Below are 24404 nucleotides of genomic sequence, written 5' to 3'. Positions count from 1 at the left end.
TCCGAAGAAACGTACTCTTCGGAGAACACAGTCATTTGATTATTGCAACTCTGCGCGAGTTGTAGGCACTTTCACTTCACCATTAATAATTTTTTGTTTCCACTCATCAACTTTTTTCAACACATCTTCAGGAACGTTATTTTTCGTTGTCGGAGCAATACCTACACCATCTTCTTTTAAGCCGTATTCAACTGCTTGACCGCCTGGGAAGTTGCCATTTTTCGTTTTTGTCGCTAAGTCATATACAGCAACGTCAACACGTTTTACCATCGATGTTAATGTTACGCTTTTATCTGTTCCTGGCACTTTTCCTTCTTCATATTGGTCACGGTCAACACCGATCACCCAAATTTCTTTGTTTGGATCTTGTTTTTTCAAGTCGATTGCTTCTGAGAACACACCGTTTCCTGTTCCACCAGCTGCATGGTAAATGATATCAATACCAGAAGCGTACATGCTTGAAGCAATAGCTTTTCCTTTATCCGCTTTGTCGAATGCACCTGCATATTGCACTTCAACTTTGGCATTTGGATTTACTGCTTTTACTCCTGCAATAAAACCGCTTTCGAATTTTTCAATTAACGGAATTTCCATACCGCCAACGAAACCGATTTTATTTGTTTTTGTCATTAAACCAGCGACAACGCCGACAAGGAACGAACCTTCATGCTCTTTGAATATGATGCTAGCAACGTTCGGTTTTTCAACGACGCTATCAACGATCGCAAATTTGTTATCTGGCTTTTGTTCTGCGATTTCTGTAATGGCATCTGTCATTAAATACCCAATACCATAAATGAGATCAAAGTCGTTACGTACAAGTTTGTTTAAGTTTGTTGCATAATCGGCATCACTTTGTGACTGTAAGTAGTCATAGCCGCCTTTTCCTTTTTTCAAGCCGTTTTCTTCACCGAATTTTTGTAACCCTTCCCATGCAGATTGGTTGAACGACTTATCGTCAATTCCACCAACGTCTGTAACCATTGCTACGCTAAATTCAGACGCTTTTCCTTCTTCTTTTTTCGGCTCTTCTTTTGCTTGTCCGCAACCGCCAAGAAGCATGCCGGCAGTTAATAATAAAGACATTGACAATCCAAAACGCTTTTTCTTCATCAATCATTACCCCCTCAATTTAAAAATATGGATAAGTAAAAAAGTTAAAATGTGAACGAACCTTCTCCCTCCAATGTCACCTCCTTAACAGGATAAGCGCTTGTATAAGAAGCTACACGCGTTTTCGTAACACGTGGAAGCTAAACTTATCTGATTTAAAGTAGTCAATTGAGTACAAAATCGGCTCGTCATTTTCATCAAAATGCATTTGCTTTAAAACTAAAAGCGCTGTTTCTGGCTCACATTGCAAAATAGGCGACACCTTTTCATGGTAGCCGAGCGGCTCAATGTGGGTAACCGCATAGGCGATGTATCGATTCGCTTCATTATGTAATATTTCTAATAATGACTCATTTTCATAAGCAATTCCTTTAGGTAAATATTTACAAGGAACTTTATCGATACAATAAACGACCGGTTCATTATTTGCAGTTCGCACCCGCTCAACAACAAGTAAATCTTCCTCTTTATCACATTGAAAGCGCTTTATATCATCTTCAGTCGGTTTCTGTATGGAAGAAGATAAAAAAATCGTCCCCGGTTTTCGACCGGCTTGACGGATCATCTCCGTCACGCTACTTAGCTGCTCAATACCCGACGTAAACATCGGTCGGGAACTCACGAACGTCCCGACACCGTGGCGGCGGATGATCACGTTTTCTTCCTCTAATACCCGCAATGCTTCCCGCAACGTCGCCCGGCTAACCCCTAATTGTTTGGCTAATTCAAATTCAGAAGGAAGTTTTTCTTTTTCCTTGTATACCCCTTGCTCAATATCTTTCTTAATCCGATCAATCACTTGTAAATATAAGTGTCGATGATCCGATTTGACTGACATTCACCATCCCCCACCTTAGATATCAGACATCTGATGTTAGACAAATTTCTTATTAATAATATAACATTTTTTCATTCATAAATAAATAGTGAATAAAAAAATTGTCGAAAAAAGTCGTATAAAATCATATGTAAGCGATTGTAATAATATATCATTATTATGTTCCATTTATGCAAAAAAAGAGGCTTGTTTTTAGCCTCTTTTATGACGTTTTTGCTTGATCGTTTGGCGATACGAGTACAGCGCGCGGTTTACTTCCTTCATAAGGCCCAACGATGCCACGAGCTTCCATTGCATCAATTAGTCGTGCAGCCCGGTTGTAACCGATGCGAAAACGACGCTGTAACATCGAAACAGATGCACTTTGCATGTCGATGACGAGTTGAACCGCTTCTTCAAACAGCTCATCATCAAACGCTTCTTGTGGCTCATCATCTTGTGCGATCATCGTTTCTTCGTATTGCGCTTGTTGTTGTGAAATCACATATTGTACAACTGCCTCCACTTCTTGATCAGACACAAATGCCCCTTGAATACGAACAGGTTTAGACGCACCGACAGGCAAAAAGAGCATATCACCACGACCAAGCAATTTTTCAGCTCCACCCATATCTAAAATCGTCCGTGAGTCCGTCTGTGATGATACACTAAACGCAATGCGGGATGGAATATTTGCCTTAATCACTCCAGTAATGACATCAACAGATGGACGTTGCGTTGCGATAATTAAATGAATGCCTGCTGCCCGCGCCATTTGGGCAAGACGTGTAATCGAATCTTCAACATCGCTTGAAGCAACCATCATTAAATCTGCTAACTCATCTACAATGACGACAATGTATGGTAAAAGAGGTTGTTTCACTTCCGCTGTTTCATTATGCCGCTCAATATATTCATTATATCCTTCAATATTACGCGTTCCTGTATGCGAAAATAGCTCGTATCGTCGCTCCATTTCGCTCACTACTTTTTTTAATGCTTGGGACGCTTTTTTCGGATCGGTGACGACAGGAGAAAGTAAATGTGGAATGCCATTGTACACGCTTAACTCAACCATTTTCGGATCGATCATCATCATCTTTACTTCATGTGGTTTCGTGCGCATCAATAAACTAACGATAATGGCGTTAATACATACGCTTTTCCCGCTTCCCGTCGCACCCGCAACAAGTAAGTGCGGCATTTTATTTAATTCAGCAAGCACCGCTTGTCCCGATATGTCACGCCCAAGTCCAATTAACAGTTTTGCTTCAGGTTTATCTGCTTCTTTCGCTTCTAACACTTCGCGTAGAGATACCATCGCAATTTCTTCATTCGGTACTTCAATACCAATTGCTGATTTTCCCGGAATCGGTGCCTCGATGCGAATGTCCTTCGCCGCTAACGCAAGCGCTAAATCATCACTTAAGCTTACAATTTTACTTACTTTCACACCGACGTCTGGATATACTTCATATCTCGTTACAGCTGGACCAATATGCACTTTCGTTACTTTTGCCTTTACCCCGAAACTTTGAAACGTTTTTTCAAGCTTGCGAGCATTTTCATAAATATTTTCTTTTTCCCGCGATTGATCGACCGCTTTTGGTGGGAAAAGTAAATCAATTGGCGGCAATGCATAATCCGTCGCATGATTTTGCGTAAATGATATCGGCTTTCCTTCTTCAACAGCTTCATTAAAATTAGAAATAACAGGTCCTTCAACAACAATTTCTTCTATTTCATTTTCTTCTTTTTCCTCGAGCGCTGTCACCACTTCAATATGAGTTGGCTGTTGTTTTTCTTTTTTCGGACGGCTTAAAAATGAACGAGCGTCCGCAATTACTGCTTTCGTTTGCGCTCGAATAAACGAAAGGAACCATTCAATTCCTTTGCCGGCTGTATCACGTAACGTTTTTCCTGTAAGAAGTAATACACCAATGATCATCAATAATGAGGCAATCCATTTTGTTCCTAATTGATCAAATAAATAATAACTGATCGTATACAGCAGGGCGCCAAGCATCCCACCACCTAAATCCGAAAAAGAACTATTTTCTCCATGCACATCTGCCCAAAATAGTTCCCATGTCGTTCGAATAATGCTTGGATTTGCTAATTTCCCATTTCTTGATAAAATATGAAATAACGCTTCGTGACTAAACAACAATAAGGAAAGAACAATCAAGTACAGCCCAACGAGCACGCGTTGGAAAAATGGAGGCCATGATCGCTTCCAGATGACATATAGCGATGTCACAAGCGCCCCTAATAGCGCAACAATATACCATTCACCCATAAAGAAGCGAGTAGTAAAAACAAGTGAACGGCCGACCGCTCCGACGTTTGCCATCGCAATGACCACGCATGCTAACATCGTTAAACCGATTAGTTCAAAACGTAACGTTTTTTTCCATTGTTCTTGTTTGTTTGTGCGACGCTTATTTTTCTTTCCCATTTCGCCCACTCCAACATATAAGATGAAAAAGCAGCCAACAGAGAAGCGTGGCTGCTTGTTCTTATTATACCATAAATTGTAGTGATGTCGCATAAAGTTTTGTGCCCGGTTCATACGTTAAATAATGTTGTGGATCGCTACTTAATACACGCACAATTTCATACTCGTTCATTTCTGTTTGTTGCACAAGTAACGTCACTCCGTTATATTGAACGGTGCGTTGCTTTTTATACTCCGCCTCGTTCGTTTGAAAAACGATAAACTCTGGAACGATCGTATGTAAAATCATTGTAACATCGCTCCTTGCTGATGTGAATGGTCAATGAGTTCGCGCAATTTGCGCATCGCTTGTGACAGTCCCCCGACTTCATCAATTAAACCGTACTTCACAGCATCTGTTCCCACTACATTCGTTCCGATATCGCGCGTTAAATTGCCTTTCGAAAACATAAGTTCTTTAAATTTTTCTTCACTAATGTTTGAATGTTTAACAACAAAATTGACGACGCGCTCTTGCATTTTATCTAAATACTCAAACGTTTGTGGCACACCAATAACAAGACCTGTGAGGCGAATCGGGTGAATCGTCATCGTTGCCGTTTCTGCGATGAATGAATAGTCGCACGACACCGCAATCGGCACACCGATCGAATGGCCTCCGCCGAGCACAATCGAAACAGTTGGTTTGGACATCGAGGCTAACATTTCTGCAATGGCTAACCCTGCTTCCACATCACCGCCTACTGTATTTAATACAACGAGCAAACCTTCAATATTCGGATTTTGCTCAATCGCTACAATTTGTGGAATAAGATGTTCATATTTCGTCGTTTTGTTTTGTGGCGGTAATTGAATATGCCCTTCAATTTGTCCAACGATCGTTAAACAATGGATCGTTGAATCTGAAGAAAGTTGTGGAATATTCGTTTGACCGAGCTGTACAATATTTTCGGCTGGAGAAGGCTTCGTTTCCTCTTGAGATATATCCCGTTCTTCCATAACAATCCCCTTTCCATTACATGATGTCGTTAGTATGCGTGAACATCGACATGTTCATACAAAAAACACCTGCGCGTCGCAGGTGTTTTCTTGACTTTGAGCATGTTGTTTTATACTTCCATAATAATCGGTAAAATCATCGGTTTTCGTTTTGTTTTTTCAAATAAATATTGGCTAAGTGCATCACGAATGTTTGTTTTTAGTGAAGACCATTCAATGACGTAATCTTCCATACTTTTTTCCACAATCTCTTTCACAATTTTTATCGATTCTTCGAAAAGTGTTTCGGATTCACGCACATATACAAATCCGCGTGAAATCATTTCTGGCCCAGCAACGACGCGCTTCTCTTGTTTACTTAACGTTACAACAACGATCATAATTCCATCTTGTGACAGTAAGCGACGATCACGCAACACAATATTTCCTACGTCTCCAATGCCTAACCCATCAATTAAAATTTGACCGCTCGGCACTTTTCCACCGAAACGGGCGTGACCGTTACGGAACTCGATCACTTCTCCTTTTTCAATCAAAAAGATCGCATCTTGACGAATACCGACAGCTTGGGCGATTTTTCCGTGCGCCTTTTGCATACGAAACTCTCCATGTACCGGGATAAAATATTTTGGTTTCATAAAATTTAACATAAGCTTTAATTCTTCCTGATACCCGTGCCCAGACACATGGACTTGACGTTGTCCGTACACGACATTCGCTCCTGCACGATATAGAGCATCAATTGTGCGAGCAATAAATAACTCATGCCCTGGCATCGGAGAAGAAGCGACAATAACTGTGTCTCCTTCTTTAATATTGATGTATTTGTGCGCCTGTTTCGCCATGCGTGCTAACGCCGCCATCGGTTCTCCTTGATTGCCTGTCGTTAAAATGACTAAATCACGATCGTTGTAACGGTCGACTTCCCCCATCGAAATAATCATGTTTTCATCCAATTTCAAGTACCCGAGGCGCACCGCAATGTCAATCACCTTATGCATATGACGGCTCATAATGACCACTTTCCGTCGATGGTCACGAGCAGCGTTTAGCACTTGTTGAATGCGTGTAATGTTCGAGGCAAAGCAAGCGACAATCACACGCCCATGGGCATTGTAAATAACATCGGAAATTTCTTGACCAACAATCGCTTCAGAACCAGTATATCCCGGTTTTTCTGCGTTTGTACTGTCGGATAGTAAACAAAGCACTCCTTGCGCTCCGATTTTCGCCATTTTACCAAAATCGGTGCGACATATGCCAACAGGTGTTTGATCAAATTTAAAATCACTCGTATATACAATGGCGCCTTGCGATGTTTGAATGCTTACACCAAGACAATCCGGGATACTATGGTTCGTTTGGAAAAACGACACAATCGCTTTTTCAAATACAATTTCACTGTCAGCATGTATTTCGATGCGCTTCGCTTTCGATGTAATCCCTTGCTCTTTCAATTTTTCTTCCATGAGTGCAAGCGTCAATTTTGCCCCGTACACAGGTACAGTAATTTTTCGCAACACGTATGCAATTGCGCCAATATGATCGTCATGACCGTGTGTTAAAAAAATGCCACGAATACGTTCTTGTTGTTCCACTAAATACGAAATATCAGGAATAACCATATCAATGCCGAACATCTCGTCCTCTGGAAACATAAGTCCTGCATCAAGGACAAAAATGTCTTCGTCCACCTCGACGACATACATGTTTTTGCCTACCTCTCCCACGCCGCCGAGAGCAAACACACGAATTTTCTCTGCTTGTTTCATCTTAAATCCTCCTACAGTCAACCAAACTTCCCCGCTCAAAGTCACTTACATCCATTATAACTGATTCAACAATAAAAAAGAAAGGGATGAATTCCCTTTCTTTTAACGTTGTAGCACGTGCATGAGTTGCAAACGTTCTTGTTCCGTCAACGGTACAAGTGGTAGTCGAACAGAACCAACATCTAATCCCTTCAACTGTAAAGCCGTTTTTACTGGCACTGGGCTTGGGGCAGCAAATAGCGCTTTCATGATCGGCAATAGTTGTTGGTGTATCGTTGCCGCTTTTTTATTGTCTCCGCTCATGAAAGCTTCTATCATTTCTTTCATTTCGTTGCCGATAATATGCGAGGCAACGGAAACGACACCTTTTCCACCAATAGCTAATACAGGAAGTGTCAATCCGTCATCTCCGCTATATAGCATAAAATCATCGCGCGTTTTTGCTATAATTTCCGTCATCGCATCTAAATTTCCGCTTGCATCTTTGACAGCTACAATGTTTGGAATTTCGGAGAGGCGAACGATTGTTTCAACGGAAATATTGACGACAGCTCGCCCTGGAATGTTGTACACCATGACAGGCAACGACGTGCTTTCAGCAATCGCTTTATAATGTTGGTAAATTCCTTCTTGGTTCGGTTTGTTGTAATACGGTGCGACGATCATCACCGCATCGACACCGATTTGTTCTGCCTTTTTCGTTAGTTCAATCGATGCACGCGTATTGTTGCTCCCTGTTCCAGCAATAACAGGGACACGTCCGTCAACAACGTCGACAACGTGACGGAAAAGCGCCAACTTTTCTTCTGTCGTTAACGTTGGGGATTCTCCAGTTGTTCCAGCAACAACGAGTGAATCTGTACCGTTTTCAATTAAATAGTTCACTAATTGCGTTGTTTTCGCAAAATCGATGTTCCCCTTATTGTCAAATGGGGTGACCATCGCTGTGGCAATTTGACCAAATTGAACCACAATGTTTCACTCCTAACTAAAATCGTATTGTTTTTGTTCCGCAAGTTGAAATGCATCATGTAATGCATTTACCGCTTCTTTTAAATGCTCCTCTTTCACAAGTACCCAAATGGTTGTGTGGCTATCAGCCGACTGCAAAATTTGAATGCCTCGTTCAGATAGTGCTGTCACAATTTTTGCGGTTACTCCTGGAACGCCAGCAATACCCGCTCCGACAGTCGATACTTTCGCGCAACCGCGCGTGACGGTTGGCTCATAGCCAAGCTTTTGCAACGTCGTAATCGCTCGATCTGCCACGTCGCTCGATACGGTATATACGACCCCGTTCGGTGATATGTTAATGAAGTCGACGCTAATTCCTTCATTCGCCATCGCTTTAAATACTTCTGCCTGTAAATCGTAATGTCCCTCTTTTGCTGGCACTTTAATTTGCGTAATGTTTGAAACGTGGGCAATTCCTGTCACTAATCGTTCTTTTACATCGCTTCCTTTTTTTCCAATCGATGTAACGAGCGTTCCTGGTGAATCAGAATACGTCGAGCGAATGCGCAGAGGCACTTTCGCTTGCATCGCAATTTCGACCGCACGCGGATGGATGACTTTTGCCCCTTGATATGCCATATTGCAAATTTCTGTATATGTTACAACATCAAGCGGTCGCGCATTTTCTACGATGCGTGGATCCGCCGTCATTACACCTTCGACGTCAGTGAAAATGTCAATCCATTCTGCACCGAGTGCAGCCCCAAGCGCAGCAGCTGACGTGTCGCTTCCGCCGCGCCCGATCGTTGTCACATCTCCGTTTTCAGCCGCACCTTGAAAGCCTGCGACAACGACAACATCATGCTCTTTTAGGGTACGCAACAACCGTTCGCAACGCATATCGATAATTTTCGCGTTCGTATGATCATTGTTCGTGCGAAAGCCTGCTTGTGCTCCGGTAAAGGCTGTCGCTTTGATACCATGTTTATTTAACATGTTTGTAAAAACGACGCTTGAAATAATTTCCCCGCACGCCATCAACAAATCTTTTTCACGGTTTGTCACATGTGCATTGGCTCCGTCAATAAGGCTAAGGAGCGTATCCGTTGCATACGGATCCCCTTTTCGCCCCATCGCTGAAACGACAACAATAACTTTATATCCGTCTTCTAACGCTTTTTCAATATGTTTGCGCGCTAAATTTCGACCGTGTTCATCACGAACGGACGTACCGCCAAACTTTTGAACGATAATTTTCAACGTCAACACCTCGATGCCGATTTTACGCTTTCACAAGCCCTAATTTTAAAAGACTTTCAGCAATTTGAACAGAGTTCCATGCCGCTCCCTTTAGCAAGTTATCAGAAACGATCCATAAATGGAATCCTGTGTCGCGATGTAAATCTTTGCGAATGCGACCAACGAATACGTCATTTTGTCCTGTTGCATACAGCGGCATCGGATAAAGCTGCTCGCTTGGATCGTCTTGTAAGACGACGCCCGGTGCCTCTTTTAGGAGCGACTGGATTTGCGCGACCGTTACTCCCTCTTTTTCTACTTCAATGTAAACAGATTCCGAATGCCCTACCATCACCGGAATGCGCACGCATGTTGCCGCTACTTCCAATTCAGGCATATGCATAATTTTTTTCGTTTCGTTAATCATTTTCATTTCTTCAAATGTAAATCCATTGTCTTGAAACTTATCAATCTGTGGAATGGCGTTAAATGCAATCGGATAATGTTTGCGATCCGATTTTACCGGTAAAATTTCCGGCGTCACTTCTTCGCCGTTTAACATGTGCGCTGTTTGCGTTTTTAACTCTTCTACCGCTTGTGCTCCTGCGCCTGACACCGCTTGATATGTCGAGACGATGACGCGCTTTAATCCGAACGCTTGACGAATCGGTTCGAGCGCCACAACCATTTGGATCGTTGAGCAGTTTGGATTTGCGATAATTCCGTTATGCCAATGTAAATCTGCTTCGTTTACTTCAGGGACGACAAGCGGTACGTTTTCGTCCATGCGAAATGCACTCGTATTATCAACAACGACCGCTCCGCGTTTCACCGCCTCGGGAGCAAGTTGCTTTGATACAGATCCGCCTGCGCTAAATAGCGCGATATGCACACCTTCAAAACTTTCCGGTTTTGCTACTTGCACTTCAATTTCTTCACCTTTAAATACGACTTTTTTTCCAGCTGAACGCTCCGATGAAAGTAAAGATAGTTTTGCAATTGGGAAATTTCTTTTTTCTAACGTTTGAATCATTTGTTGTCCGACAGCTCCTGTCGCACCAACGACGGCGACATGTAATCCTTTTTGCTCCATCTCTTCTTCTCCTTCCAACTCATAGACAATTTTAATATCATTTATTTTAGCACATTCATTCGTAAAGGAGAGACGTTTTTTATAAATTTTCTTTCAACTGTTTATTTATGAGCGACGATATTCAACGATGACTGGTTGAATTTGCCGACCTTCGAGCGCCGCTTCTACCGTATCAAGCAACAATGGCATATGAGCAACCATCGAATTCGGTTTTTTGAACGGATCATCTTGCCCAAATGGGATGAAGTAAATATTTTTTGCTGCCATTAATCGCATTAAATTAACACCGTTTAAACCGAGCGCATCGTTTGTCGAAATGCCAACAACAACGGGACGATGATTGCGCATCGTTGCTTTTGCAGCCATTAATACAGGCGAATCCGTCAGCGCGTTCGCTAATTTGCTCATCGAATTTCCGGTTAGTGGCGCAATAACCATGCAATCAAGCGGTAATTTCGGTCCTAACGGTTCCGCTTTTACAATTGTATCAATGACTTGATGACCTGTCATCTCTTCAAGCTTTTTCACCCATTCTTCTCCTTTACCGAATCGGGTATTTGTCGATTGCACCGTATACGAAACAATCGGGATGACGTCTGCCCCTTTCGCAATTAATTTTTCAATTTCCGGCATTACCGCATCATATGTGCAATGAGAGCCTGTTAAACCAAAACCAATGCGCTTTCCTTGTACGTTCATTTTTTATTCTCCTTTCGTTTTTTCAAATCTGCAGAAAGAAGTTGCGCCAATACATTTGCGACAATTTGCCCCGCTGTTTTTGGCGCGACAATGCCGGGAAGTCCCGGGGCTAATAGCGCTTGAATGCCGCGCTTTTCCGCATATCGAAAATCCGTGCCACCAGGTTTTGATGCCAAGTCAACAATAAGCGTATGAGCAGGCATTTTCGCAATGACGCTTGCGGTTACAACAGGATATGGGATCGTATTAATACAAACGTCAATATCTTCCACGTGTTGTTCTAAATCGTTTAAATGAAACGGCTCTAACGCCATCTCTGCAATGCGCGCTAAATGTTCGGAGCGGCGGGCTCCCACTTTTACTTTTGCGCCTAAAGCTGCAAACGTTCGAGCGACCGTCATCCCTACACGTCCCAAACCTAAAACAGCAACGCGTGATCCATGAATCGTCACATCTGTATGTTGAATGACCATCATGACCGTTCCTTCTGCCGTTGGAATCGAGTTATAAATGGCGACATCGTCTCGCTCAAATAGTTGCACATGTTTTCGACCAACAGATTTGACGACGTGGTCTAAATAGTCATTTGTAATTCCTGAATAAACGGTGCAACGCGCCGGGGTTTGACGAAGCAATTCTTCAGTAAACGTCATTTTTTCGTTTGAAAATACCGTTTGAATTTCACCGTCCATGCTCGTTCCGTGAACAGGTAAAATAATGGCGTCTACTTCGTGAAAATCGACTTCGTGAATTTTCATTTTCGTTACTCCAGCAAAGCCATGGTCTAATTGATCGAAGCCAACGAGCGACAATTTTGCGTCAAGTTCCATCAATTTCCGAATGACTTCAAGCTGCCGAGCGTCCCCACCGATGATCGCAACGTGCATTCCTGTCAGCATGAGTTCATTCACCCTCTTATACATCTAGTTTTTTGCCCGTCGTTACTTTCACATCTTATGATGTCAGTCATCAAACGGTGAGCGGAAAATGAAAAAAGACACCCCTTGAGGTGTCTAGTCATCGACATCAATTAAAATCATATCTGAGCCGATCTTTTTTACACGGCTCCATGGTACGCGTATATCTGTTCCATCTTTCCGAAAGCCAAACCATTTTGTTGTTGGAATTAAAAGTGCTTGAATTTGACCTGTTCGTTCATTAATTTCTAAATCAGTCTGTCCTAAAATACCGAGCCGCTCTGCTCGCTTCATATCAACAATTTCTTTTCCGCTTAATTCACTTAATCGCATATGATGCCCCCTTTCTTTATCATTGTAGAAAAAAGGGCAAAAAAAATGCCTGCAAGTTTATTGTTGCAGGCTTTTTGGCAATGTTCCTTCCGGGCTAATAAGCGCAACGGAGAAGTCGTCTGTAAAAATCGTTTGTGCCATGCGGTCAACGCTTTCTTTTGTTACGCGATCAATGCTTTCAATAATTTCGTCAAGCGAGCGGTGACGGCCGAGTAACAGTTCATTTTTTCCATTTCGACTCATACGACTGTTCGTACTTTCTAAACTTAACATTAAGTTCCCTTTCATTTGCTCTTTACTATTTTCTAACTCTTTTTCAGTAATGCCATCTTGTTTCAATTGTTCAATTGTTTGTTGAATCGTATCGAATAAAAGATCAAGTTGTTGGCTGCCTGTCCCGCCATAAATTGTTAACATCCCTCCGTCGTGATATGCGGAATGGTATGAGAAAATGGAATAAGCTAATCCACGTTGTTCGCGTACTTCTTGGAAAAGACGACTGCTCATGCTTCCGCCTAAAATGTTGTTTAAAATAACTAAGCTATAAACATCTTCATGACCAATTGGTAACCCATTAAATCCAATGCATACGTGCGCTTGCTCTGTCTCTTTTTTGCGCGCGATTTTATTCGGGTAAAACGATGGTGCTACATACACGTCGTTCCCTTTTTGTCTCGTAAACGAACCGAAGTAAGCTTCTACTTGTTGAATAAACGACTCATCGACATTCCCTGCGATCGAAATGACGACCCGATCTGGCGTATACGTCTCGTACATGTATTGGCGCAACGTATCACCCGTGAACGCCGCCAACGTTTGTTCTGTTCCTAAGATCGGATAACCGAGCGGGTGATTGCCGTAACTTGCCTTACTCAATAGATCATGAACGAGGTCATCTGGCGTATCTTCATACATTTTAATTTCTTCGAATACAACATTTTTTTCTTTTTGTAATTCTTCGTCTACAAACGTCGAATGGAAGAACATATCGGCTAGTATGTCTAAAGCAAATGACGCATGTGTATCTAACACTTTGGCATAATAGCACGTGTACTCTTTTGACGTAAACGCATTGACTTGACCGCCAATGCGATCGAACGATTCCGCAATATCGCGCGCTGTGCGCGTTTTCGTTCCTTTAAAAAACATATGTTCAAGAAAGTGTGAAATGCCGTTGTTTTGTTCATTTTCGTTGCGTGATCCGGTGCCAATCCAAATACCGATCGCCACGGATCGAACCGTTGGAATGTGTTCGAGTACAACTCTTACCCCGTTTTGACACGTATATGTTTTAATCAAGTCCCTTCCTCCTACTTTTTACAATTCTTTCCTCATTTAATAATGTGGACACATCGTCGATAACATATTCTTGTTTTTGTAATGATTGAATTAACGGTTGTAATGCTTTTACTGTTGATACAGTTGGATGCATTAAAATCATCGCTCCGTTGTGCACTTTTGATGTTACTCGTTCCACTATAACAGAAGGCGATGGTTTTTGCCAATCAATTGTATCGACCGTCCATAAAATCGTGTACATCCCAAGCTCATGGGCAATGTATACGACATCATCACGATAACTGCCGCTTGGCGGAGCGAATAGACGAGGTTTGATGCCTGTTGCTGCTTCAATTGCATCGTTCGTTTTGACGATTTGTTCCCGAATGGCTTGTTTACTCATCGTTTTCATATCGGGATGGTTGTATGAATGATTGCCAATTTCATGCCCGGCATCTGCAATCATTTTCGCCAGTTGTGGGTTTTCTTTTACCCAACGCCCTTCTAAAAAAAACGTTGCACGTACGTTGTATTTTTCAAGAATATGTAACATACTTGGGATATGTTCGCTTCCCCATGCAACATTAATTAAAAAAGAGACCATCGGTTTGTCTGGATGTCCCCGATAAATAGGCGATGGGGGCAAATCAGATAAGTGAATAGACGGCGATACTTGTTTATATACAAGCTGTTGTTCAGAAAATGTCCCATTTTGCTTCATTTGCTTATATGATGCCTCAACATCTACGACTAGCCCATTATATCCAGGAATGGCTTTCCACACAGCATCTATTTTCGCATTTTGCGCAGGAATATTATACTGCTTTGCTCGCTCCGTAATTTGAATGTATAGCAGATCGCTTTGTTTTGCCACCGTCACATGCCGTAACTCATGGATGTACGTTGTCGTCCATGGGTTTTGTACAATCATAGCCGCCATACATATGATCATCGTTAAGAAAAACGCTCGCCGCACGCTTCGTCCCCTCCTTTTCTAATAAAGAGGGTATGTGTAAGAAGGACAAGGTAGAACGAGCATGAAAAAATTTTACACACAGCAAAGAAGAAAATTTTACACACAGCAAAGAAGCCAAGGGGATGCGAACCCAAGGCTCCAATTTTATTGCTCGGCTTCTTTTTGATCGCGTAATACGGCCTTGCGCGACAAGTTTACGCGACCTTGTTTATCAATTTCTGTTACTTTCACTAAAATTTCATCGCCGATGGAAACGACATCTTCTACCTTTCCGACGCGTTCCTCCGCTAATTCTGAAATGTGTACAAGACCATCTTTTCCACTAAACAATTCGACAAACGCTCCAAATTTTTCAATCCGTTTCACTTTACCTAAATATACTTGTCCAACTTCCACTTCACGAACGATATCTTCAATGATCTTTTTCGCTTTTTTGTTCATTTCTTCATTTACTGATGAAATGAAGATCGTTCCATCTTGTTCGATATCAATTTTTACGCCTGTTTCTTCAATAATTTTGTTAATTTGCTTTCCGCTTGGCCCGATCACATCACGAATTTTATCAGGATTAATTTGCATCGTTAAAATTTTCGGTGCATACGGCGATAGCTCTTTACGCGGTTCGCTAATCGTTTGCATCATATGTTTTAAAATTTCAAGACGACCTTTGCGCGCTTGTTGCAACGCTTCTTCTAAAATTTCACGAGACAATCCTTTAATTTTAATATCCATTTGCAAGGCGGTGACCCCTTTTTCTGTACCGGCCACTTTAAAGTCCATGTCACCAAGATGGTCTTCCATACCTTGAATATCTGTTAAAATCGTATAATGTTCACCGCTTTTCACAAGCCCCATCGCAATACCTGCAACAGGTGCTTTAATCGGCACTCCCGCATCCATCATGGCAAGCGTACTTGCACAAATGCTTGCTTGAGACGTGGAACCGTTTGATTCTAACACTTCAGACACGAGACGAATCGTATATGGGAACTCTTTTTCAGATGGGATGACTGGCTCAAGTGCACGCTCACCAAGCGCACCATGCCCGATTTCACGACGGCCTGGTCCACGCATCGCTCCTGTCTCCCCAACAGAGAATGGCGGGAAGTTGTAATGATGCATAAACCGTTTCGTTTCTTCAATGCCAAGTCCATCTAAAATTTGCACATCACCAAGTGCTCCGAGCGTACATACACTAAGTGCTTGCGTCTGCCCCCGCGTAAACAAACCAGATCCGTGCGTACGTGGCAAAAGTCCAATAGCTGATGAAAGCGGGCGAATTTCATCAACTTTTCGTCCATCCGGGCGCACTTTTTCTTCTGTAATTAAGCGACGCACTTCTTCTTTCACAAGTTTATGTAAAATTTCTTTTACTTGTTTAATCGTTTCTTCGTCCGCTTCTTGGTCTTCGTACGCAGCAACAACTTCCGCTTTTAATTGTTCAATCGCTGCCTCGCGCGCCAATTTCTCAGGTACTTGAACAGCTCGTTTCACTTCCCCTTCCACGCGCGCACGAATCTCTGCTTCTAGCTGAGCGTCAAGTTCATAGAGGACAACTTCCATTTTCTCTTTGCCGACTTTTGCCGCGATATCTTCTTGAAAGGCGATAAGACGCTTAATTTCTTCATGACCAAACATGATCGCTTCAAGCATAACTTCCTCTGGTACTTCATTGGCTCCTGCTTCGACCATGTTAATTGCGTCTTTTGTTCCTGCAACAATGAGATGCATATCACTTTGTTCCATTTGTGCGATAGACGGGTTGATGACAAACTGCCCATTTACGCGACCAACTGTCACTCCTGCAATCGGTCCTTCAAACGGAATATCGGAAATCGTTAACGCAAGGGAAGACCCAAACATGGCTGCCATTTCCGGTGAGCAGTCTTGATCAACGCTCATGACCATGCTGACAACTTGCACTTCGTTTCGAAATCCTTCCGCAAACAATGGACGGATCGGGCGGTCAATGAGACGGCTCGCTAAAATCGCTTTTTCACTCGGACGCCCCTCGCGCTTAATAAATCCCCCTGGAATTTTACCGACAGCGTATAACCGTTCTTCATAGTTCACCGTTAACGGAAAAAAATCTACGCTTTTTGGTTCTTTCGATGCTGTCGCTGTGCTCAATACGACCGTATCGCCGTAACGCACTAATACAGCGCCGTTTGCTTGCTTGGCTAATTCGCCAATTTCAACAGTTAGCGGCCGACCTGCCCAGTCGATCGAAAACACATGTTTTTCTTGTTCCATATAAACCGAGTACCCCTCTCTATGTACAAATGAAAAATCGTATTTGTTTTAGTATAATCAAATATCGGTGCAAATACTAATAAAAAGCGGGAATGCTCCCGCTTTTTACTTATCGGCGTAATCCGAGTTTGTTGATCAATTCACGATAACGGTTGATGTCTTTGTTGCGTAAGTACGTAAGTAAGTTACGACGACGACCAACCATTTTCAAAAGACCACGACGAGAATGATGGTCTTTACGATGAACGCGTAAATGATCGTTCAAGTTGTTAATTTGCTCTGTAAGGATAGCAACTTGTACTTCAGGAGAACCTGTGTCAGTTTCGTGAATTTTGAACTGGTTGATGATCTCGTTTTTACGCTCTTGTGTTAATGCCATCCTTGTTCACCTCCTCTTTTTTCAGCCCCAATTACCGAGCAAACGGCGGTGACTCGTATTGCCCAGCAATGGTTAACATACATTAAATAGAATACATGTTTTTCCGATAAAATGCAAGGGGGTTTTGAAAATATTCGCGTGCCACTTGCGCATCGCGATGAATTTGTTCAATCAACTCTTGAACAGAAGAAAACGCTCGTTCATCACGCAATCGTTTATGCCATTGGATCGATACGCTCGCACCGTAAATGTCTGCTGAGAAATCGAATACATGCACTTCAATCGTTGGCTCTTTCGGCTGTTCCGTATGAAATGTCGGCTTATACCCAACGTTACATACTCCCGTCCACGTGTTACCGTCGATCGTGACCGTTACCGCATATACCCCGATACGCGGAATGATGTAATCATCGTCAAGCGCAACGTTCGCCGTTGGAAATCCGATTGTACGCCCGCGTTTATCCCCATGAACAACCTTGCCTGTTACTTCATATAATCGCCCAAGCAAATGCGGAAGTTGCTCAACGTCCCCTTCAGCTAAACACTGGCGAATATATGTCGAACTAATTTTCTCTTCGCCAAACGTCTGTTTCGGGATTACCGTTTGTGTAAATTGCTGTCGAGAATGAAAAGGCAACGTTTCCATCGTTCCTTTTCCTAAGCGACCGTACGTAAAGTCAAACCCTGCCACAACGTGTTTCACACCGAGTCCGATGATATATTCATCGACAAATTGTTGTGGCAACAAATGTGCAAATGCTGGTGTAAATTCAACGACGTATAAATAATCGATACCGAGTTTAGCTATTTGTTTTTCTTTTTCTTTTAATGGCGTAATAAAACGAACATGTTGCTTCGAGCGCCCTAGCACGACAGACGGATGCGGATGAAACGTCATAACCGCACTTTTATATTGATGATCGTCCGCAATTCGCTTCGCTGTCTGAATCACTTTTTGGTGCCCAAGATGAACACCGTCAAAATATCCGAGTGCCATGACAAGCGGACCATTGTTTTTTTCGTTTAATGGATGGGAAAGCCAAATCGTTTTCATTGTTTTCACCTACAATACTTTTAAAGGTTTCATACAGCCTTGCTTTGTCGGATGAGGCATGTAAATCGCTAATGCTTCACCTTGCTTATTTATCATCAATAGACGCGCAGACATGTCAGACAGGGCTGGCAAAAGCGCTCCGTTTTTTACTTTTCTCTCTTCTTCATCATTCAGTACATATGTCGGCAAATGGGCTAACGCTCGTTTAATCGGTAAAAGTAGCATATGTGCAGTACCAGCCGACAAGTGTTGTTCGATGTCAGCAAATGTCACACATTGATCAAGCGTAAACGATCCGGACGCTGTGCGAACAAGGCGGGACATATGCGCTGGGTATCCAAGTTGTTCGCCTATTTGAACCGCAAGTGTACGCACATATGTCCCTTTACTACACGTCACCCGAAAACGAAACGATATACGCTCACCTGCAAATACTTGCCTGTCATCAAGGAGTTGCAACTCGTAAATATGTACATGTCGTTTCGGTCGTTCGACATCAATCCCTGCACGCGCATACTCATACAATTTTTTTCCATTTACCTTTACTGCAGAATACATCGGTGGAGTTTGTTCAATTTCCCCTGTCAGCTTAGCCAATACATGTTCAATTTCATGGCGAGCGATCGACCGCTCTATCGGTTTGATTGAAACAACATCGCCCGATGCGTCTTCTGTTGTCGTTGCTATCCCTAACGTCACTTCTCCTTCATACGTTTTTTTCTCCGCTGTTAATAGCTCAACAATTTTTGTTGCTTTGCCAATGCAAATGGGCAACACACCACGTACGTCAGGATCGAGCGTTCCTGTATGACCAACTTTTTTCGTTTGAAATAGCTTACGAATGCGCATGACGCAGTCGTGCGACGTCATGCCCGCAGGTTTATGTAACAATAACACTCCGTCCATCGCTTCACCTCTAAAATAGCGGAAATGGATAGACGCATGTCTATCCATTATTCTTCTTTATGTTCTTTTTCTTCAGAAATTTGTTTAATTAAACTTTCAATGCGTTGTCCGTAATCGATCGTTTCATCAATTTCAAAGTAAATTTCTGGCGTCTTGCGCAAACGAATACGCTGACCGATTTCCGAACGAATAAATCCAGTTGCTTTTGCTAATCCTTTGAGCGTATTTTTCTTTTGTTCTTCATCCCCAAGAACAGAAATATACACTTTTGCTTGTTGCAAATCGCCCGTTACTCGAACATCTGTTACAGTAACGAAGCCAATGCGTGGGTCTTTTAGTTTGCGACCGATAATATCACTTAACTCTTTTTTCATTTGTTCGCCTACACGTGTGGCTCGCAAACTCATGATCATCACCTCGATTAAAACCACTCGAATGTTGTAACTGTTCGTTCGATTTCTGGAAACGAATCAATGAATTGCAACGTACGTTGAAGCTCTTGTTCTGTCGCAGCTCGTTCGGCCGTAATAGCTACAATTCCGAGCTTCGTTCGTTGCCATACGTCTTGATAATCGACTTCAGCTACTGATATATTATATTTTTGTTTGAGCCGTGTGACAATGCGTTGCAACACGGCTCGCTTTTCTTTTAATGATTGGACGTCGTAAATGATGCATTCACATTCGACGTATCCGATCATTTACGTACCACTTCTTGCATGACATACGCTTCGATAACGTCGCCTTCTTTAATATCGTTAAAGTTTTTAATCGTTATTCCGCACTCGTATCCTTGTGCCACTTCTTTTACATCGTCTTTGTAACGTTTTAACGTATCGATTTGTCCTTCATAAACGACGATGCCTTGACGAATGAGGCGAACGCTACTATCGCGCGTAATTTTCCCATCTGTTACATAGCATCCTGCAATTGTACCAACTTTCGATACTTTAAACGTTTGACGAACTTCTGCTTGGCCGATGACTTTTTCTTCATACTCCGGATCAAGCATCCCTTTCATCGCCGCTTCAATTTCTTCGATGACTTTGTAAATGATGCGGTGGAGACGAATGTCTACTTTTTCTGCTTCTGCGACACGTTTGGCGTTCGCATCCGGACGAACATTAAAGCCGATAACAATCGCATTCGATGCCGAGGCAAGCATAATGTCGTACTCTGTTACTGCCCCAACACCAGAGTGAATAATTTTCACTCGCACACCTTCGACTTCGATTTTTTGCAATGCGGCAACGAGCGCTTCGACGGAACCTTGTACATCCGCTTTGACGATAATGTTTAACTCTTTCATTTCGCCTTGCTTAATTTTTTCAAACAAGTCGTCTAGGCTGACACGCGCTTTTACACTTCGTTGTTGAGCAATTTGTTTTTGCGCACGCGCTTCGCCAATTTGACGCGCTTTTTTCTCATCTTCGAATACCATGAAGCGATCGCCTGCTTGCGGTACTTCGTTTAATCCCGTAATTTCAACAGGGGTAGATGGACCTGCCTCTTTCACGCGACGACCAAGATCGTTTGTCATTGCCCGCACGCGTCCGTACGTATAACCAACAACAATTGGATCACCAACACGCAACGTACCCGATTGAACGAGAAGCGTGGCAACCGGACCGCGACCTTTATCTAATTTTGCTTCAATGACCGTTCCTGTCGCACGGCGGTTTGGATTTGCTTTTAATTCTTCCATTTCACTCACAAGCAAAATCATTTCGAGCAAGTTGTCAATCCCTTCACCCGTTAACGCCGATAATTTACAATAAATTGTATCTCCGCCCCATTCTTCTGGAACGAGTTCGTATTCCATTAACTCCTGCATGACGCGATCTGGATTTGCTGTTGGTTTGTCGATTTTATTGACCGCGACGATGATTGGAACTTTTGCCGCTTTCGCATGGTTAATCGCTTCAACAGTTTGTGGCATTACACCATCATCGGCTGCAACAACAAGGATGACGATATCCGTTACTTGCGCTCCACGCGCACGCATCGTTGTGAACGCCTCATGACCCGGTGTATCTAAAAACGTAATTTTTTTGCCGTTCACCATGACTTGGTACGCACCGATATGTTGTGTAATACCGCCTGCCTCTTGTTCTGTCACTTTCGTATGACGAATCGAGTCAAGCAACGTTGTTTTTCCGTGGTCAACGTGTCCCATAATCGTGACGACAGGTGGACGTTCGACTAAATCTTCTGGGTTATCGACAATTTCAATTGTCTCAAATTCTGTTTCGTCAATCGTTACTTTTTCTTCTACTTCCACACCGTAATCGGAGCAAATTAACTCGATCGCATCTTTATCTAAATCTTTGTTAATCGTTGCAATAATGCCGAGCATAAATAACTTTTTAATAATTTCAGAAGGCTCCTTACCTAGTTTTTTCGCTAGCTCAGCAACCGTTAATGAACCTTCAAATGTAATTTTTTTCGGAAGCTCTTTTTCTTTTTTCTTTTGCACTTCTTGTTGTGGAGCTTGCTGAGGTTTTTGTTTTTTATTTTTTTTGTTATTGAAAATTTTCTTTTCTTTTTGTTGGATTTGCAAGTCGTGTTTTTTCCCTTCGCGATTTTTAACTACTGCTTTTTTAATCGGTACTTTCGTTTGAATGACCTCATCTTCGTCTTCTTCAAACTGTTCTAAAACAGGCTTTTTCACAGGTGCCTTCTTTTCTTCTTTTTCTGCTTCTTGTTTTTGTTCTTGTTTTTGTCCTTTGTTAAATGAACGATCTAATTTTTCAACAACGTCCGCTTCAATCATCGTCATATGATTGGATACATCGATGTTCATTTCTTTCAGTTTATGGATGACATCTTTACTTGACACATTATGTTTTTTCGCATATTCGTATACACGCATTTTTGACATACATTCACCCCCAAAATGTTAGAGCATCGTTTTCAGCTTTTGTGCGAATCCTTCATCTGTAATCGCTACAACAACCCGTGCTCCTTTTCCAATCGCCCCACCTAATTCGTGGCGATTATCTACGTAACAAAGCGGAACGCGATAAAACGCGCATTTATCGGAAATTTTTTTTCTTGTATTTTCTGACGCATCTTCCGATAAAATGACAAGCTTCGCGCGTTTACGCTGAATTTCTTTTACAACAAGCTCTTCTCCCGAAATGACTTTGCGCGCCCGATTCGCCAGTCCGAGAAAAGAGACCCATGGTTTATGATTCATTTGTTTCTCCGTTCTCCTTCTCAGCAAGCTGTAATAGCTGTTCGTAAATCGAATCGTCAATAGTCGCTTTTAAATGATGCGCAAGTGTATTTTTCTTTTTCGCAAGCAAAATGCATTCTTTACTTAACGTAATGTACGCACCGCGCCCGGCTTTTTTTCCCGTCGGATCAATCGACACATCGCCTTCTTTCGAACGAACGATGCGAATGAGCTCTTTTTTCGGTTTCATTTCCCCTGTGACAACACATTTACGCATCGGAATTTTTTTTGGCATATTATTCCACCTCACTAATCTCCTCTTCGTCAACTTGGAACGATGATGAAGAACGAGGGTAAATACCTAATTGTTCCGCTTCCGATTGACTTTTAATATCAATTTTCCAATTTGTTAATTTTGCCGCTAAACGAGCATTTTGACCACGTTTTCCGATCGCAAGCGATAATTGATAATCCGGTACAATGACCGTCGTCGCTTTCTCTTCTTCATTCACGATGACGTCAAGCACTTTAGATGGACTTAACGCATTGGCTACAAATTCGACTGGATCGGCTGACCAGCGAACGATATCGATTTTTTCGCCCTTTAACTCGTTTACAATCGCTTGCACTCGTTGTCCCTTTGGTCCAACACATGCACCAACCGGATCGACTTCTGGGTTATCCGAATGAACGGAAATTTTCGAGCGATCTCCTGCTTCGCGTGCAACAGACTTAATTTCGACCGTACCGTCATAAATCTCCGGCACTTCTAATTCAAACAATCGTTTTAGTAGTCCTGGATGTGTACGCGATACGTAAATTTGTGGTCCTTTTGTCGTTTTCTCCACTTTTGTAATGTACACTTTAATGCGATCATGCGGCTTATATGTTTCATTCGGCATTTGTTCGCTCACCGGAAGCAACGCCTCGATTTTGCCAAGGCTGACGTAAATAAATTTTGAGTCCGTCCGCTGTACAATGCCAGTCATAATATCTTCTTCACGATCAACAAATTCGGCATAAATGACGCCTCGTTCCGCTTCACGGACGCGCTGCGTGACGACTTGTTTCGCTGTTTGGGCAGCGATGCGCCCGAAGTTTTTCGGTGTTACTTCAATTTCAACGACATCGCCTACTTGATAATTCGGATTGATTCGCTTCGCCTCGTCAAGGGAAATTTCTAAGCGTGAATCGTACACTTCATCAACGACTTCTTTGCGAGCAAATACGCGAATCGTTCCCGTTTCTTGATTAAAATCAACGCGAACGTTTTGTGCTTGATTAAAATTGCGCTTATAAGCGGACACGATCGCCGCCTCTATCGCTTCAATTAACACTTCTTTACTAATGCCTTTATCGCGCTCAAGCGCCGTTAAAGCATCTAACAACTCTGTATTCATGAACCGGTCGTCCCCCTCTAATGTGAATTAAGAAAAGATGACAGCTAGCCGTGCACTAGCTACTTTTTCATATGGAATCGTGATTGTTTTTTTCTTTGTTTTCACTTTCACTTCTACCGTCACGGTTTGCCCATCAAACGCGGTCAACAACCCTTCGAACTCTTTTTGACCGTCAATCGGTTCATACGTTTTCACATAAACGTTTTTTCCGACAGCGCGTTCGAAGTCTCTCGTCTTTTTAAGCGGACGCTCCGCCCCCGGTGATGATACTTCTAAAAAATAATTGTGGGGAATAGGGTCGATTTCATCAAGCTTTTCGCTTAACCGCTCACTTACGACACCGCATTGATCGATATCAACTCCCGTTGGGGAATCGATAAACACACGCAAAAACCAATTTTTACCTTCTTTCACATATTCAATATCGACAAGCTCCAACCCCATATGCGTGACGATCGGGGTGACAAGCTCTTCGACGATGTGTGTAACTTTTTTCATATTGGTCCTCCTAACTGCAAGAAAATCCCTTGCAACAGCAAGGAATCTCGAATCAATACGAAAGAGTGGGTTTCCCCACTCTTTTTGTC

Annotated in this window: 25 protein-coding genes; all 25 read right to left on the bottom strand. The window is 42.5% G+C overall.

Annotation, left to right across the window (positions count from 1 at the left end; all coding sequences use genetic code 11):
- Window positions 1-39: 39 nt before the first annotated feature.
- Window positions 40-1113: a BMP family lipoprotein gene (locus ETB99_RS02330; RefSeq protein WP_171699800.1), complete on the bottom strand. Its 1074-nt coding sequence runs from the start codon at window positions 1111-1113 to the stop codon at window positions 40-42.
- A gap of 112 nt (window positions 1114-1225) precedes the next feature.
- Window positions 1226-1951: a GntR family transcriptional regulator gene (locus ETB99_RS02325; protein WP_077429668.1), complete on the bottom strand. Its 726-nt coding sequence runs from the start codon at window positions 1949-1951 to the stop codon at window positions 1226-1228.
- Between the two features lie 202 nt (window positions 1952-2153).
- On the bottom strand, window positions 2154-4388 hold the full coding sequence (locus ETB99_RS02320) for a DNA translocase FtsK (protein ID WP_129000157.1): 2235 nt from the start codon (window positions 4386-4388) through the stop codon (window positions 2154-2156).
- Window positions 4389-4452: 64 nt separating this feature from the next.
- Window positions 4453-4677, bottom strand: a complete 225-nt coding sequence (locus ETB99_RS02315) for a YlzJ-like family protein (protein ID WP_004890988.1) — start codon at window positions 4675-4677, stop codon at window positions 4453-4455.
- Window positions 4674-5387, bottom strand: coding sequence for a ClpP family protease (locus ETB99_RS02310; protein WP_077429666.1), 714 nt, complete (start codon window positions 5385-5387; stop codon window positions 4674-4676). The genes ETB99_RS02315 and ETB99_RS02310 overlap by 4 nt, the downstream gene beginning before the upstream one ends.
- Before the next feature lie 110 nt (window positions 5388-5497).
- On the bottom strand, window positions 5498-7159 hold the full coding sequence (locus ETB99_RS02305; protein ID WP_077429665.1) for a ribonuclease J: 1662 nt from the start codon (window positions 7157-7159) through the stop codon (window positions 5498-5500).
- A 102-nt stretch (window positions 7160-7261) separates the two neighbouring features.
- Window positions 7262-8131, bottom strand: a complete 870-nt coding sequence (dapA, locus tag ETB99_RS02300) for a 4-hydroxy-tetrahydrodipicolinate synthase (RefSeq protein WP_006322288.1) — start codon at window positions 8129-8131, stop codon at window positions 7262-7264.
- 12 nt (window positions 8132-8143) lie between these two features.
- On the bottom strand, window positions 8144-9373 hold the full coding sequence (gene dapG / locus ETB99_RS02295) for an aspartate kinase (protein WP_077429664.1): 1230 nt from the start codon (window positions 9371-9373) through the stop codon (window positions 8144-8146).
- A gap of 22 nt (window positions 9374-9395) precedes the next feature.
- The gene (asd, locus tag ETB99_RS02290) at window positions 9396-10445 is read right to left on the bottom strand and encodes an aspartate-semialdehyde dehydrogenase (protein WP_077429663.1); all 1050 of its coding nucleotides are present in this window, start codon (window positions 10443-10445) and stop codon (window positions 9396-9398) included.
- A gap of 105 nt (window positions 10446-10550) precedes the next feature.
- The gene (gene dpaB / locus ETB99_RS02285) at window positions 10551-11144 is read right to left on the bottom strand and encodes a dipicolinate synthase subunit B (protein WP_004890997.1); all 594 of its coding nucleotides are present in this window, start codon (window positions 11142-11144) and stop codon (window positions 10551-10553) included.
- Complete coding sequence (dpaA, locus tag ETB99_RS02280; RefSeq protein ID WP_004890998.1) at window positions 11141-12043, bottom strand: dipicolinic acid synthetase subunit A; 903 nt, start codon at window positions 12041-12043, stop codon at window positions 11141-11143. Before dpaA ends, dpaB begins: the two co-directional genes overlap by 4 nt.
- A 114-nt stretch (window positions 12044-12157) precedes the next feature.
- Window positions 12158-12394 carry a YlmC/YmxH family sporulation protein gene (locus ETB99_RS02275; protein WP_004891000.1) on the bottom strand — a complete coding sequence of 79 codons (237 nt, stop codon included), beginning with the start codon at window positions 12392-12394 and terminating at the stop codon, window positions 12158-12160.
- Window positions 12395-12451: 57 nt separating this feature from the next.
- Entirely contained in the window at window positions 12452-13693 is a 1242-nt protein-coding gene (locus ETB99_RS02270; RefSeq protein WP_171699799.1) for a M16 family metallopeptidase, read from the bottom strand.
- Window positions 13686-14648 (bottom strand): polysaccharide deacetylase family protein, encoded by a 963-nt coding sequence (locus ETB99_RS02265; RefSeq protein WP_171699798.1) that lies wholly within the window; start codon window positions 14646-14648, stop codon window positions 13686-13688. Before ETB99_RS02265 ends, ETB99_RS02270 begins: the two co-directional genes overlap by 8 nt.
- A 144-nt stretch (window positions 14649-14792) precedes the next feature.
- Window positions 14793-16901, bottom strand: coding sequence for a polyribonucleotide nucleotidyltransferase (pnp, locus tag ETB99_RS02260; protein WP_077429660.1), 2109 nt, complete (start codon window positions 16899-16901; stop codon window positions 14793-14795).
- 109 nt (window positions 16902-17010) lie between these two features.
- Entirely contained in the window at window positions 17011-17280 is a 270-nt protein-coding gene (gene rpsO / locus ETB99_RS02255) for a 30S ribosomal protein S15 (protein WP_004891005.1), read from the bottom strand.
- Window positions 17281-17362: 82 nt separating this feature from the next.
- Complete coding sequence (gene ribF, locus ETB99_RS02250) at window positions 17363-18334, bottom strand: bifunctional riboflavin kinase/FAD synthetase (RefSeq protein WP_077429659.1); 972 nt, start codon at window positions 18332-18334, stop codon at window positions 17363-17365.
- A 9-nt stretch (window positions 18335-18343) separates the two neighbouring features.
- On the bottom strand, window positions 18344-19240 hold the full coding sequence (gene truB, locus ETB99_RS02245; protein ID WP_006322302.1) for a tRNA pseudouridine(55) synthase TruB: 897 nt from the start codon (window positions 19238-19240) through the stop codon (window positions 18344-18346).
- 47 nt (window positions 19241-19287) lie between these two features.
- Window positions 19288-19647, bottom strand: coding sequence for a 30S ribosome-binding factor RbfA (rbfA, locus tag ETB99_RS02240; protein WP_003394813.1), 360 nt, complete (start codon window positions 19645-19647; stop codon window positions 19288-19290).
- A 14-nt stretch (window positions 19648-19661) separates the two neighbouring features.
- Window positions 19662-19940, bottom strand: coding sequence for a DUF503 domain-containing protein (locus ETB99_RS02235; RefSeq protein ID WP_004891008.1), 279 nt, complete (start codon window positions 19938-19940; stop codon window positions 19662-19664).
- Window positions 19937-22120 carry a translation initiation factor IF-2 gene (gene infB / locus ETB99_RS02230; RefSeq protein WP_077429658.1) on the bottom strand — a complete coding sequence of 728 codons (2184 nt, stop codon included), beginning with the start codon at window positions 22118-22120 and terminating at the stop codon, window positions 19937-19939. Before infB ends, ETB99_RS02235 begins: the two co-directional genes overlap by 4 nt.
- 18 nt (window positions 22121-22138) lie before the next feature.
- Window positions 22139-22438: a YlxQ family RNA-binding protein gene (locus tag ETB99_RS02225; RefSeq protein WP_077429657.1), complete on the bottom strand. Its 300-nt coding sequence runs from the start codon at window positions 22436-22438 to the stop codon at window positions 22139-22141.
- On the bottom strand, window positions 22428-22712 hold the full coding sequence (gene rnpM, locus ETB99_RS02220; protein ID WP_009732926.1) for an RNase P modulator RnpM: 285 nt from the start codon (window positions 22710-22712) through the stop codon (window positions 22428-22430). The genes ETB99_RS02225 and rnpM overlap by 11 nt, the downstream gene beginning before the upstream one ends.
- A gap of 1 nt (window position 22713) precedes the next feature.
- The gene (nusA, locus tag ETB99_RS02215) at window positions 22714-23817 is read right to left on the bottom strand and encodes a transcription termination factor NusA (protein ID WP_006322329.1); all 1104 of its coding nucleotides are present in this window, start codon (window positions 23815-23817) and stop codon (window positions 22714-22716) included.
- Between the two features lie 27 nt (window positions 23818-23844).
- Window positions 23845-24315 (bottom strand): ribosome maturation factor RimP, encoded by a 471-nt coding sequence (rimP, locus tag ETB99_RS02210; protein WP_077429654.1) that lies wholly within the window; start codon window positions 24313-24315, stop codon window positions 23845-23847.
- Window positions 24316-24404 lie beyond the last annotated feature (89 nt).

The organism is Anoxybacillus sp. CHMUD, from assembly GCF_013096965.1.
GTDB lineage: Bacteria > Bacillota > Bacilli > Bacillales > Anoxybacillaceae > Anoxybacillus > Anoxybacillus kestanbolensis_A.
The sequence above is the reverse complement of the archived record's forward strand: the minus strand, read 5'-3'. Positions and strand labels throughout refer to the sequence as shown.

What these genes read in the sequence shown, in the direction of transcription:
- ETB99_RS02330 (WP_171699800.1), bottom strand. Translation starts at nt 1,113, where the DNA reads ATGAAGAAAAAGCGTTTTGGATTGTCAATGTCTTTATTATTAACTGCC.
- ETB99_RS02325 (WP_077429668.1), bottom strand. Translation starts at nt 1,951, where the DNA reads ATGTCAGTCAAATCGGATCATCGACACTTATATTTACAAGTGATTGAT.
- ETB99_RS02320 (WP_129000157.1), bottom strand. Translation starts at nt 4,388, where the DNA reads ATGGGAAAGAAAAATAAGCGTCGCACAAACAAACAAGAACAATGGAAA.
- ETB99_RS02315 (WP_004890988.1), bottom strand. Translation starts at nt 4,677, where the DNA reads ATGATTTTACATACGATCGTTCCAGAGTTTATCGTTTTTCAAACGAAC.
- ETB99_RS02310 (WP_077429666.1), bottom strand. Translation starts at nt 5,387, where the DNA reads ATGGAAGAACGGGATATATCTCAAGAGGAAACGAAGCCTTCTCCAGCC.
- ETB99_RS02305 (WP_077429665.1), bottom strand. Translation starts at nt 7,159, where the DNA reads ATGAAACAAGCAGAGAAAATTCGTGTGTTTGCTCTCGGCGGCGTGGGA.
- asd (WP_077429663.1), bottom strand. Translation starts at nt 10,445, where the DNA reads ATGGAGCAAAAAGGATTACATGTCGCCGTCGTTGGTGCGACAGGAGCT.
- dpaB (WP_004890997.1), bottom strand. Translation starts at nt 11,144, where the DNA reads ATGAACGTACAAGGAAAGCGCATTGGTTTTGGTTTAACAGGCTCTCAT.
- dpaA (WP_004890998.1), bottom strand. Translation starts at nt 12,043, where the DNA reads ATGCTGACAGGAATGCACGTTGCGATCATCGGTGGGGACGCTCGGCAG.
- ETB99_RS02275 (WP_004891000.1), bottom strand. Translation starts at nt 12,394, where the DNA reads ATGCGATTAAGTGAATTAAGCGGAAAAGAAATTGTTGATATGAAGCGA.
- pnp (WP_077429660.1), bottom strand. Translation starts at nt 16,901, where the DNA reads ATGGAACAAGAAAAACATGTGTTTTCGATCGACTGGGCAGGTCGGCCG.
- rpsO (WP_004891005.1), bottom strand. Translation starts at nt 17,280, where the DNA reads ATGGCATTAACACAAGAGCGTAAAAACGAGATCATCAACCAGTTCAAA.
- ribF (WP_077429659.1), bottom strand. Translation starts at nt 18,334, where the DNA reads ATGAAAACGATTTGGCTTTCCCATCCATTAAACGAAAAAAACAATGGT.
- truB (WP_006322302.1), bottom strand. Translation starts at nt 19,240, where the DNA reads ATGGACGGAGTGTTATTGTTACATAAACCTGCGGGCATGACGTCGCAC.
- rbfA (WP_003394813.1), bottom strand. Translation starts at nt 19,647, where the DNA reads ATGAGTTTGCGAGCCACACGTGTAGGCGAACAAATGAAAAAAGAGTTA.
- ETB99_RS02235 (WP_004891008.1), bottom strand. Translation starts at nt 19,940, where the DNA reads ATGATCGGATACGTCGAATGTGAATGCATCATTTACGACGTCCAATCA.
- infB (WP_077429658.1), bottom strand. Translation starts at nt 22,120, where the DNA reads ATGTCAAAAATGCGTGTATACGAATATGCGAAAAAACATAATGTGTCA.
- ETB99_RS02225 (WP_077429657.1), bottom strand. Translation starts at nt 22,438, where the DNA reads ATGAATCATAAACCATGGGTCTCTTTTCTCGGACTGGCGAATCGGGCG.
- rnpM (WP_009732926.1), bottom strand. Translation starts at nt 22,712, where the DNA reads ATGCCAAAAAAAATTCCGATGCGTAAATGTGTTGTCACAGGGGAAATG.
- nusA (WP_006322329.1), bottom strand. Translation starts at nt 23,817, where the DNA reads ATGAATACAGAGTTGTTAGATGCTTTAACGGCGCTTGAGCGCGATAAA.
- rimP (WP_077429654.1), bottom strand. Translation starts at nt 24,315, where the DNA reads ATGAAAAAAGTTACACACATCGTCGAAGAGCTTGTCACCCCGATCGTC.